Raw genomic sequence first — 11503 nt, forward strand, 5'->3', positions numbered from 1 at the left:
TTTCGGCGTTTGGGCCGCTTGTTATTGTTGTGTGGGGCCCGAATGCGAGTTGAGGAAACTCTCAAGTTCACCGCTGGTGGGCATTGCGGGAGCGCAGGCGGGCTTTGACACGGTGATCGATGCACAGGCGGAGCCACGCAGCAGAGCACCCCTAAGTGCTTGGCCATCGGCCAGAGATGCCATCAGGCCAGCCATGAAGCTGTCGCCAGCGCCCTCGGGCTTCAGCGCGTCGACCGGATAGATGCCGGTTCGGATTTCTTCACCGGCAGCGAGGGTGACCGCGCCCTTTTCGCCCATCTTATAGACAACAAGGCTCGCGCTGCTCGCGGCAAGCTCCCGGGCCTTGTCGAGGCCCTTGTCATAGCCGCCGGCCATGAAGCCGAACTCAACATCATTGCCCACGATGACGTTCGACATCGCTCCGGCGCGGGAAAGAACGTCGGCCGCCACATCGGGAGATGGCCACGAATAGGGGCGGTAATCGATATCGAAAATGATCGGCAAGCCTGCCGTCCTGGCCAACTCGAAAGCCTTGAACGTGGCGGTGCGCGACGGTTCCGCCGCAAAGACTGTTCCCGCCGTGATCAAGGCTGCGTACCCAGCGTAATCGACGGCTTCGACGTCTTCGGTTGACAGGGCGAAATCCGCCGCCCCGTTGCGGTAGATCACGGTCTGGTGGTTCTCGATCGTGCTCTCGTACACCGCCAAGGATGAGCGCGCTTCCCCACCGACTGGCGTGACGTATTGGGTGCCGACGCCATAACGCTTGAGTTGGCCAACGCAGTATCGCCCGATAGAATCGTCGGATACGCGTGTGACGAGATCGGCAGCGCCTCCGAGTTTGACGATACCTGCTGCGATGTTGGCGGAGGACCCGCCCATCGCAACCACTGCGCGTTGCATGTCTTCGGTCCGCGTACCGGGCGGGTCGGCAACCACGTCCATCCCAACACGTCCGACGACAATGAAGCGCTTGGCGGCCAATGAGGTCAGCAAAGCCTCGAGCACCTTCAGGTCCGCCCTTCGGTATTGCCCGCTTGCGCCGCGTCGAGCACCTCGGGGTAGGGGTAGTTAAGGCCCAAGAGCTGCCGCAGATCGGCGCTTGCGTTGTCGACGAAAGCAGCCGGAAGAGCAGCTGGCATGTCTTCCATCGGCTTGACCCACTTGGGAAGGTACTGGATCAAAATCGCACTGCGATCTTGCTTTGATGTGTTGGGCATTGCGCAATGCCATGCTGCGCCGAAGAACAGTGCAACATCCCCAGGCTCACCCAGCATGCGCTCGCAACGCTCGAAGAACCGGTCGGACTCTACAGGGTAACGAAGCTCTTTCTGGCTACCAGGAACAAAAGCGGTCGCCCCGGTTTCTTCAGTGAACGGATCAAGAAGGATCGACGCCTGTGCGTTCATCGGGAAGCTGGCGTTGAGCCCAACCGGGTGGGTCTGCGGCGTATGGAAATCCCAGTAGGGGTAGTCGACGTGCGGCTCCTGGCCCGGCCCGCCTGGCAAGATGCGGTTGGCGGCAATGGAACCCATAATGAACTCGCTGCCAAGAAAACGTCGCAGGATTGTCATGAGCACCGGATGGGCAGCCATGCGTGAGAAGACGTCGCCCTTGGCCAATAGGTTCCATACCCGCCGTTGGAGACTGATCTTTCCCTCGGCTTCTGCCGCCCCTTGAAAGTGGGTGACTTTCGCGGCTGCGCTCTCTGAGTGAGCCATGATGATCGCTCGCGCTTCGGCGACCTCGGCAGGTGAAAACAGGCCAGCGAGGAGAACGGCACCATCGCCGTTCATCAGCTCATCAACGATGACGTCGGGGTTTATGTCCTCAGCCTTGAATCGCTTCATCTAAATGCCCTTGCGCTGTCTTGGCCGTGCGCTTTCGACATCGGCATTTGCGGCACGGACCTTGGCCTTATCCGAAACGAACGGTGTGCCGACCTCCCACCAGGTGTGACCCTGCGTTGTCCAGCCTTCATAGGCGTCGACGTTCATCACGATGACGCTCGTCACCGACACCGCCTTGGCGCGCTCAAAGGCTTTGGCAAGCTCGCTGGGATTGTTTACCCGCTCGGCCAGCGCGCCCATTGATGCCGCGTGTGCAGCGAAATCAACGGCGAACGGTTCGGGGATCGTCGGGCAGTCGGCGATCAGATTGTTGAAGCTCTCCTGGCCCATATTGTTTTGAAGCTTGTTGATGACGGCGAAGCCCCCATTGTCGAGAACGAGGATAATCAGCTTTTTGCCGGTGAGCACTGAGGAGTAGATGTCGGAATTCATCAGGAGGTATGAGCCATCGCCGACAAAAACGATGGTGTCGGCGTCAGGTTCATTTTCGCTCTGTGCGATCTTCGCGCCCCAGCCGCCGGCGATCTCATAGCCCATGCAGGAGAAGCCGAACTCGACGTCGACCGTTCCGATATCGAGCGTGCGCCAATTTGCGGTCACCTCCGCAGGAAGGCCACCGGCGGCAGTTACGACCCTGTCGCGCGGCCCGCACAGATCGTTTACAACACCGATTGCCTGTGCGTAGGAGTTTGGACGGTTTGAGCCGTCTGGCGCCTTGGTATTCACATTGTCGGCGACGTAGCCGTCCCACTTGCGGCGTTCGGCTTGGGCGGTTTCGACCCATTCACCTGGGGCGGTGTAACCGGTCAACTCAGCGCCGAGAGCCTGCAGACCGAGCCTTGCGTCCCCGACAACAGGGAGCGAACGGTGTTTGCCGGCATCGTGCCGGGCCGCGTTGAGCCCGATGATCTGAGCGTCCAGAGCAAAGGCCGTCCATGATCCGGTCGTGAAGTCCTGAAGCCGGCATCCAACCGATAGGATGACGTCTGCTTTCTCCGCAATCGTGTTTGCGCTGTCCGATCCCGTCACGCCTACGGGGCCGATGTTCAGGGGATGGTTGGCAAGCAGGTTCGCCCGTCCGGCGATGCTCTCTGTAACGGGAATTTGATGCGTTTCGGCAAACCCCGTCAGCTCATCAACGGCCCGCGAGTACTGCACGCCACCACCGGCAATGATGACCGGGCGTTTCGCCGCCTTCAATGAGCGCACTGCGTCCTGAATCTCGCGAACATCCGGCGAGGTCCGCCGGATGCGGTGCGTCGTCTCGGCGAAGAACTCGAGCGGGTAGTCATAGGTCCAGCCCTGCACATCCTGCGGTAGTCCGATGAAAGCCGGACCGCAGTCCGCCGGGTCGAGCATGGTGGATACCGCCGCTGGCAGCGACTTAATGATCTGCGCCGGATGGGTGATGCGATCCCAATAGCGGCTAACGGCCTTGAAGGCATCGTTCAAGCCGAGGGCCGGATTGCCGAAATGCTCCAGTTGCTGGAGCACCGGGTCGGGCAGCCGGGTCAGGAAGGTATCCCCGCACAGCATCAATAGCGGCAGACGATTGGCGTGGGCCAAGGCAGATGCCGTCAGCAGGTTTGCCGTGCCGGGACCAGCAGAGGCTGTGCAAAACATGAACCGCTGACGAAGGTGATACTTCGCATACGCCGCCGCCGCGAAGCCCATCGATTGCTCATTTTGCCCACGGTATAGCGGTAGCGTGTTCTGAACGTCGTAAAGTGCCTCGCCGAGGCAAGGCACGTTGCCATGGCCGAAGATACCAAAACCACCGCCGCACAAACGCACGCGCTTCAGGCCTTGCGGCGTCTCGATTTCGATGAATTGGGCATCGAGATAACGCACGATCGCCTGCGCGAGCGTGAGCTCGATCGTTTGCGTGGCCATGCGCCTCTCCCGGAACTGCACAGTTTCTTATTGGTCCCACGATCAGTGCGGACGCGATTGCCCATTGACCAGGAGACCTGCGAACGATACCGATTTTGCAACCGGTTGCAAATTGTTTTTCTTGCCCGCCGGTCTCGCAAACAACAAGAACACGCCGTTCAGGCGGGATGATCGGAGAAACGCCATGGTGCCGGAAAAGGTATCCCGCCCACTTGGGATCGGCATCGTTGGCGGCGGCTATATGGGCAAAGCCCATGCCGTAGCGATGAGCGCTGTTGGCGCCGCATTTGAGACGACCCTCCGGCCAACCTTGGAGGTTGTTGCCGCTTCGTCACAGAGTTCTGCCGAGCATTACGCGCGAGCTTTTGGCTTCAAACGTGCGGCGGCTGACTGGAGAGACCTTGTCGAAGACGACGCCGTGGAAGCCGTCATCATCGCGTCTCCGCAGGAATTCCATCGCCGAATAGCCGAGGCCGCATTCGCCCTTGGAAAACCTGTTTTCTGCGAAAAGCCACTTGGCGCGTCACTTGATGATGCCCGCGCGATGGTGGCAGCAGCCAAGGCGTCAGGTCTGCCGAACATGATCGGCTTCAATTATATCCGCACGCCAGCCTCGTCTTACGCACGGCAGCTTATTGAACAAGGCGCGATTGGTGATGTGACGTGGTTCCGCGGCGAACACACCGAAGACTTTCTGGCCGACCCCGATTTGCCCGCGAACTGGCGCACCGAGGATGACGCGTCGGGGACGCTGGGCGATCTGGCACCGCACATGGTCAACTGCGCGATGGCGCTGCTTGGACCGATTTCATCGGTGATGGGCGACTATGAAACGGTGCATCGCGAGCGTGGCGGCGTTGCGGTGAACAATGACGACCATGCTCAGATGATGTGCCGCTTCGAACGCGGCACCATGGGCCATCTGTACTTCAGCCGCATCGCGACCGGCCGTAAGATGGGCTACGCCTACGAAGTGCACGGTACGAAAGGCGCGATCCGCTTCGATCAGGAAGATCAGAACGCGCTGTGGCTGTATCAGACCGATGGGGCCGAGGCGCAACGTGGCTTCACGAAGATCCTGACAGGTCCCGAACATCCCAATTATGCAGCTTTTTGTCAGGGACCCGGTCATGGCACCGGATACCAGGATCAGATCATCATCGAAGCGCGCGACTTCCTGTTAGCTATCGAAACTGGCGAGGCCGTTTGGCCGACCTTTGCGGATGGTCTTGCGGTGAGTGAAGTCATCGAAGCGATCCGCCAATCGCACAAAAGCAAGACATGGGCCCCGGTAAACGGCCGCGCTGCCACGTATCAGGATATCCAACCATGACCATCACGATCGGAAACGCCCCCTGCTCCTGGGGCGTCGAATTTGCAGATGATCCACGCAATCCGGATTGGCGCACCGTCCTTCAGGAAAACAGGGAGGCCGGCTACTCGGGCATAGAACTGGGTCCCGTCGGCTTCATGCCAGAAGACCCGCCATTGGTGGCCGAGGCGCTTGCTGAACATGAGCAGACCTTAATCGGTGGGGTTATCTTTCGCCCCTTCCATGACCCCGGCGCGTGGGACGAAGTTCTCGACGCGTCAACGCGTACTTGCAAGGCCTTGTCCGCCCACGGCGCGCAGCATCTGGTTATCATTGATAGTATCTCGCCTCGGCGCGCACCGACCGCTGGTCGTGCCGATGCTGCCGAGCAAATGGATCAAGCGGAGTGGGCCGCTTACCGTGACCGCATTGCGCACGTCGCGAAAATGGGCACTGAGGAATACGGCCTGACGGTTGGCATCCATGCGCACGCGGCCGGCTTCATGGATTTTGAACCTGAGCTGGAACGCCTCCTCGACGAGGTCGATGAGAGTATCCTCAAGATCTGCTTCGATACCGGGCATCATTCCTATGCAGGCTTTGATCCTGTCGCCTTCATGAAGCGGCACATGGCTCGCATCAGCTACATGCATTTCAAGGATATCGATCCGCAGGTGAAGGCGGACGTGATTGCCAATCGTACCGGATTTTATGACGCCTGCGGCCAGGGGATCTTCTGCAAGTTGGGTGAGGGCGACGTCGATTTCGAAGCGGTCCGCGAAGTCCTCCTGAGTTCGGGCTTTCGGGGTTGGTGCACCGTGGAACAGGATTGCGATCCAACGCTTGGCAATACCGATCCTCTGGCCGACGCGACCTTCAATCGTCGCTACCTTGCCTCCATCGGTTTCTGAGGGCCTGGACGATGAAAAGACTTTCCTGGGGCATGGTGGGTGGCGGTGAAGGTAGCCAGATCGGCCCGGCTCACCGCATGGGTGCGATGGCTGACGGGTACTTCTCCCTTGTCGCCGGTGCGCTCGATCACAACCCGGAGGCCGGTCGGCGCTACGCCCAATCGCTTGGGGTTGAAACGGATCGCGCCTATGGCGACTGGCGGGAGATGCTGGAAGGTGAACGAAACCGGCGTGACCGCATCGACCTGGTGACAGTCGCCACGCCAAATTCAACGCACTACGAGATTACCAAAGCTTTCCTCGAGGCTGGTTTTCACGTGCTTTGCGAGAAGCCGATGACGATGACGGTGGAAGAGGGCGAAGACATCGTGCGAACCGCGCGAGCTTCCGGGAAGGTTTGCGCGGTCAACTACGCGTATTCTGCTTATCCTATCGTGCGCCACATGCGCCACATGGTCGACAGCGGTGAGCTTGGCGCGATCCGGACGGTGGTCGCCAATTTCAGTCATGGTCACCATGCGGCGGGCGATGATGCCGACAACCCTCGGGTGCGCTGGCGATACGACCCAGCGCAGGCCGGCGTTTCGGGGCAGATGGCCGATTGCGGCATCCATGCCCTGCATTTGGCAAGCTTCATCATGGGTGACGATGTTGCGACGTTGTCCGCTGATTTTGCATCCACGGTGCCCGGGCGCGTTCTCGAAGACGACGCCATGGTCAACTTTCGAACGGAGAAGGGGACAATCGGTCGATTGTGGACGTCGACCATTGCTCTGGGCCGCCAGCACGGCCTCGATATACAGGTTTTCGGGGAGAAAGGTGGTTTGCGCTGGGCGTCCGAGCAACCGAACCAGGCCTACTGGAGTCCGCTTGAGGGACGCACAGAAATCATAGAGAAGGGCGAGGCTGGCATTTCGCAGATGGCAGCGCGCCTATCACGGGTTCCCATAGCACATCCCGAGGGTTTTCCGCTGGCCGTCGCGAACATCTATGTGGATCTGGCCGCTGCCATCAACGCTACGAAAGCGGGCGGCCCCCTCGACCCCTTGGCCACTCACTTTCCGCAAGCCGAAGACGGGCTGCGCTCGATGGCAGCTGTCTATGCGGCGGTAGAATCGGCGAAGCAGAACGGTGTGTGGGTCGACGCGCGGCCTCCCATGCTGCGGTGAAGCCTTAGGCAACCTAGCCGATCGGTTTGGGAAGTGTCCTGCGCCTCACGATGCGGCACGGGAAAAGCCGTGCTTCGGGGTAGCGCTCGCCTTCTTCGAGCATCGATGCCACCAACTCGATTGAGGAGCGCACAATCTCCTGGATCGGCTGGTGGATCGTGGTGAGGGCGATGTTCTGCCACCGTGCCATCTCCATATCGTTCAGACCGATAAGCCCGACGTCCTCAGGGACGCGCTTGCCGGCGGCTTCAAGAGCAGACAGCACACCAATCGTCAGCACATCATCGCCGCAGAAATAGGCCTGTGCCAGATTGCCTTTGAGAAGCCGAGCCATTTCATCGCGGCCCGCATCAAACGAATAGGCGCGCGCGAAGCTGTAGCGCAGTTTGACCTGCCTATGTTTGGCCAGTTCGCTGACAAATCCGGTATAGCGATCCTGGGTTGATGTCGCATTCTCTGGACCGCCGAGGAAGGCGACGTCGGCATAGCCGCACGCTACCAGTTCCCGCGCTGCCATCCGCCCACACTCGACATTGTCGATCCCAACAACATGCACCCGCGGACTAGTCGTATGGCGACCGAACGAGTGAACGACCGGTATGCCTGCTTCCTTGAAAGCCCGCGCAAAGTCCGGGTTAAGAGTTGATGACGCAACGATGACGCCATCGACTGAGTACTGGCGCACCATCCGGACTGATTTTTCGGGGTCCGTTTCGTCGGTTAGATTGACCAACAGCGGTCGCAATCCCCGTTCCTGCAATCCGCGTGTGAAAAGATCGAAGACCTGAAGAAAAATCGGATTATGGAAGTTGTTGGAAATGAGCCCGATCAATTTTGTCCGGCCCGTGGTCAGACTCGAGGCCAATGCATTGGGATGGTAGCCCAGTTCGCGCGCAGCGCTTTCGACTTTGCTGCGCATTGTCGCGGAGACTGATGCCCCATCGGTAAATGTGCGCGACACCGCTGAACGGGAGACGCCCGCGCGCTCAGCTACATCTTTCAGGGTAACGCTCATGCTTCGTCGCGCCTATTGAACCAACCGAATGTGGCATCCGAATTGCCAGCAGAAAGTGCCAACGCCTCGATCCAAAACGGTTTCGAACCCACGTGGACAACGGACCGAAAAATGCAGGCGATCTATGCGAATTGCAACCGGTTGCAAATTCAAGGGCGCTGTGCTTTGCTTTGCAGCGAAGGGCCAACCCCTCGCCAAAAAGAAAAACAACCTGATCGTCTGGGAGGACAATCCATGAAATCGCTTCTCGCGAAACTTACACTTGCGGCTGCCGTCATCGCAGCGCCCATGATGAGTGCGACGGTCGCCTACGCTGAAGGTGAGCGTTACGTGCTTGTCAGCCACGCTCCCGATTCTGATAGCTGGTGGAATACGATTAAGAATGGCATCGCGCTTGCCGGTGAGCAGGTCGGAGTCGAGGTCGAATATCGTAACCCTCCGACGGGCGACATCGCTGATATGGCCCGTATCATCGAGCAGGCTGTGGCGTCGGGCCCCAACGGCATCATCACGACACTCGCAGACTTCGACGTTCTGCAAGGTCCGATTTCAGATGCCGTTGACCAGGGCATCAACGTCATCATCATGAACACCGGCACGCCAGAGCAAGCGCGCGAAGTTGGTGCCCTTATGTATGTTGGCCAGCCAGAGTACGATGCGGGTTTTGCGGCCGGTCTCCGGGCGAAGAGTGAAGGCGTGACGAATTTTCTTTGCGTCAACCATGCCATCCAGCAGCCGACAGTTGGTGAGCGTTGCCGCGGCTACGCTGATGGCCTCGGCGTGGAACTCGGCGACTCAATGATGGATTCGGGCACGGATCCCGCAGAGATCAAAAACCGCGTCCTTGCCTACCTTTCGGCAAACCCCGATGTCGATGGCATTCTGACGCTTGGCCCGGTTTCGGCCAACCCGACCATTCAGGCGCTTGAAGAGAACGGCATGGCCGGTGACATCCACTTCGGTACGTTCGACCTTGGCGATGAAATCGTGCAGGCCATCAAGGACGGTACAATCTCCTGGGGCATCGACCAGCAGCCCTTCCTGCAGGCATATCTGCCGGTGGTCGTTCTGGCCAACTATGATCGGTACGGCGTGCTACCGGGCAACAACATCAACTCAGGTCCCGGTTTCGTGACAGCCGATGGTCTTGAGAAGATCGAAGAGTTCGCTGGCGAGTATCGCTAAGCCAAACGCGTAAAACGATCCGGGGGCGCCAAACGGTGCCCCCTTTTCGTTTCGCGGACAGGGCAAGCCGTGCGCGTTTACGGTCCCTGTCCCACCAAGCGCCTGACAACCTGCTTTAACCACATCACTGGGTCCATTGCCGGGTCAGGCAGGTTCTTTGCATCGAGGGGAGAATCATGACCGAGGCCACCCAAGGTTCAGCGCCTACGCCCGACGCAGCCGATGAGCGCGTCAAAGAGATTTCAGGTTTTCGCAAAGCCTTGATCCGCCCCGAATTGGGCGGGATCGTTGGTACCGTTGCGGTGTTCACGTTCTTCATCTTGTTTGCTTTTGACAGCGGCATGTTCGCCGCTCAAGGCGTGATGAACTGGTCGATCGTTTCGGCTCAGTTTATGATAATCGCCGTTGGCGCATGCTTGCTGATGATCGCGGGTGAGTTCGACCTGTCGGTTGGATCGATGATCGGCTTCGCTGGCATGATCACCGCAATTATGTCGGTGACGATGGGTATGCCAATGTGGGTGGCAATCCTCCTCACCTTCGCCATCTGCCTTGCGATCGGGGCTCTCAACGGCTTCATCGTCATTCGCACGGGACTGCCAAGCTTCATCGTTACACTGGCGTTCCTGTTCATTCTGCGTGGCTTCACAATCTACCTGCCGCAAACGATCGAGAACAAGACGATCATCGGCGGCATTCGCGAGGCGGCCGAGGGCGACTGGCTCGCCGGGCTGTTTGGCGGCAACGTGGGTGAATGGTTCTTCGTATGGCTCGGTAACAACGGCCTGATTCAGACCTTCGAGCGTGGCAGTCGAGCCGGCCAGCCGGTCGTCGATGGGATTCCGGCGCTTATCGTCTGGGCCATTATTCTTGTGATCTTTGGTCATATCCTGCTGACCAGGACACGTTTCGGCAACTGGATCTTCGCCGCTGGGGGCGACGCGGAATCGGCTCGTAACTCAGGTGTGCCGGTGAACCGGGTGAAGATCCTGATGTTCATGTTCACCGCGTTCTGCGCGACCGTTTTTGCTATGTGCCAGATCTTCGAGTTCGGCTCAGCCGGCGCCGATCGCGGGCTTCTCAAGGAGTTCGAGGCGATCATCGCGGTCGTTATCGGGGGTGCGCTCCTGACGGGCGGCTACGGATCCGTTTTGGGTGCAGCGCTTGGCGCGCTGATCTTCGGCGTGGTGCAACAGGGGCTGTTTTTCGCTGGTGTGGAGAGCTCGCTCTTCCGCGTCTTCCTTGGCGTAATCTTGCTCGGTGCGGTGATCCTCAACACCTACATCCGCCGCATGATCACCGGCGAACGATAGGGAGCGGAACGATGAACTCTCCAACAATCCACGCGCCCATCATCCAGATGAAGAACATCGAGAAGCATTTCGGCTCGGTGATCGCGCTAGCTGGCGTTTCCGTTGATGTCTATCCCGGCGAATGCCACTGCCTTCTTGGCGACAATGGTGCTGGCAAGTCGACATTCATCAAGACCATGTCCGGCGTGCACAAACCCACCAAGGGGACCATTGAGTTTGAAGGAAAGTCGATGCATTTCGATAATCCGCGAGACGCAATGGATGCTGGCATTGCCACGGTGCACCAGCATTTGGCGATGATCCCGCTGATGAGCGTCAGCCGCAACTTCTTCATGGGAAATGAGCCTGTGAAGTCACTGTTTGGCGTGCCCTTCTTCGACCACGACAAGGCCAATGAGATCACCATGGCAGAGATGCGCAAGATGGGCATCAATCTGCGCGGCCCGGACCAGGCGGTGGGCACACTATCAGGCGGCGAGCGCCAGACTGTCGCCATATCTCGGGCGGTATTTTTCGGCGCGAAGGTTCTGATCCTTGATGAGCCCACATCGGCTCTTGGCGTCCGCCAGACTGCAAACGTGCTCGCGACCATCGATAAGGTCCGCAAGCAGGATGTTGCGGTTGTGTTTATCACCCACAACGTCCGTCATGCCATGGCCGTTGGGGACAGGTTCACTGTGCTGAACCGTGGACGGACCCTCGGGACAGCGCAGCGCGGTCAGATCACACCTGAAGAGCTTCAGGACATGATGGCAGGCGGTCAGGAAATGGTGCAGCTGGAGGGCTCACTCGGTGGGACGGTTTAGCCAACACTTGAAGTGCCTGCGCTCCCTCTTTTGAGTGGAAGGCAATCAC

Annotated in this window: 10 protein-coding genes; 6 read left to right on the forward strand and 4 right to left on the reverse strand. The window is 59.2% G+C overall.

Annotation, left to right across the window (positions count from 1 at the left end):
- Positions 1–21 precede the first annotated feature (21 nt).
- From AAF739_08945 to iolD, 3 genes are read right to left on the reverse strand one after another with little or no spacing between them, the layout of a single operon-like run.
- The gene (locus AAF739_08945) at positions 22–1008 is read right to left on the reverse strand and encodes a PfkB family carbohydrate kinase (protein MEM6382786.1); all 987 of its coding nucleotides are present in this window, start codon (positions 1006–1008) and stop codon (positions 22–24) included.
- A gap of 2 nt (positions 1009–1010) precedes the next feature.
- The gene (locus tag AAF739_08950; GenBank protein ID MEM6382787.1) at positions 1011–1850 is read right to left on the reverse strand and encodes a phytanoyl-CoA dioxygenase family protein; all 840 of its coding nucleotides are present in this window, start codon (positions 1848–1850) and stop codon (positions 1011–1013) included.
- On the reverse strand, positions 1851–3743 hold the full coding sequence (gene iolD, locus AAF739_08955) for a 3D-(3,5/4)-trihydroxycyclohexane-1,2-dione acylhydrolase (decyclizing) (protein ID MEM6382788.1): 1893 nt from the start codon (positions 3741–3743) through the stop codon (positions 1851–1853). It lies immediately after the preceding gene.
- A 184-nt stretch (positions 3744–3927) separates the two neighbouring features.
- Between iolD and AAF739_08960 the strand changes: the two genes are divergently transcribed.
- Genes AAF739_08960 through AAF739_08970 form a run of 3 tightly spaced genes read left to right on the forward strand, consistent with a single transcriptional unit; the run spans position 3928 to position 7135 of the window.
- Positions 3928–5076 carry a Gfo/Idh/MocA family oxidoreductase gene (locus AAF739_08960; GenBank protein ID MEM6382789.1) on the forward strand — a complete coding sequence of 383 codons (1149 nt, stop codon included), beginning with the start codon at positions 3928–3930 and terminating at the stop codon, positions 5074–5076.
- A complete protein-coding gene (locus AAF739_08965; protein MEM6382790.1) occupies positions 5073–5966 on the forward strand; it encodes a TIM barrel protein in 894 nt (297 codons plus the stop codon). Before AAF739_08960 ends, AAF739_08965 begins: the two co-directional genes overlap by 4 nt.
- 11 nt (positions 5967–5977) lie before the next feature.
- Positions 5978–7135 (forward strand): Gfo/Idh/MocA family oxidoreductase, encoded by a 1158-nt coding sequence (locus AAF739_08970; protein ID MEM6382791.1) that lies wholly within the window; start codon positions 5978–5980, stop codon positions 7133–7135.
- 13 nt (positions 7136–7148) lie between these two features.
- On the opposite strand, the gene AAF739_08975 is transcribed toward AAF739_08970, so the two are convergent.
- Positions 7149–8150 (reverse strand): LacI family DNA-binding transcriptional regulator, encoded by a 1002-nt coding sequence (locus tag AAF739_08975; protein MEM6382792.1) that lies wholly within the window; start codon positions 8148–8150, stop codon positions 7149–7151.
- 234 nt (positions 8151–8384) lie between these two features.
- Here AAF739_08975 and AAF739_08980 point away from each other — a divergent pair, with 234 nt between their 5' ends.
- The 3 genes from AAF739_08980 (at position 8385) to AAF739_08990 (ending at position 11454) form a co-directional block, all read left to right on the forward strand.
- Positions 8385–9335 carry a sugar ABC transporter substrate-binding protein gene (locus AAF739_08980; protein MEM6382793.1) on the forward strand — a complete coding sequence of 317 codons (951 nt, stop codon included), beginning with the start codon at positions 8385–8387 and terminating at the stop codon, positions 9333–9335.
- Between the two features lie 176 nt (positions 9336–9511).
- The gene (locus AAF739_08985) at positions 9512–10648 is read left to right on the forward strand and encodes an ABC transporter permease (GenBank protein ID MEM6382794.1); all 1137 of its coding nucleotides are present in this window, start codon (positions 9512–9514) and stop codon (positions 10646–10648) included.
- An 11-nt stretch (positions 10649–10659) separates the two neighbouring features.
- Entirely contained in the window at positions 10660–11454 is a 795-nt protein-coding gene (locus tag AAF739_08990) for an ATP-binding cassette domain-containing protein (protein MEM6382795.1), read from the forward strand.
- Positions 11455–11503: the final 49 nt, after the last annotated feature.

The sequence above is a fragment of the Pseudomonadota bacterium genome (genome assembly GCA_039024915.1).
Taxonomy (GTDB): Bacteria; Pseudomonadota; Alphaproteobacteria; order Rhizobiales; family MH13; genus MH13.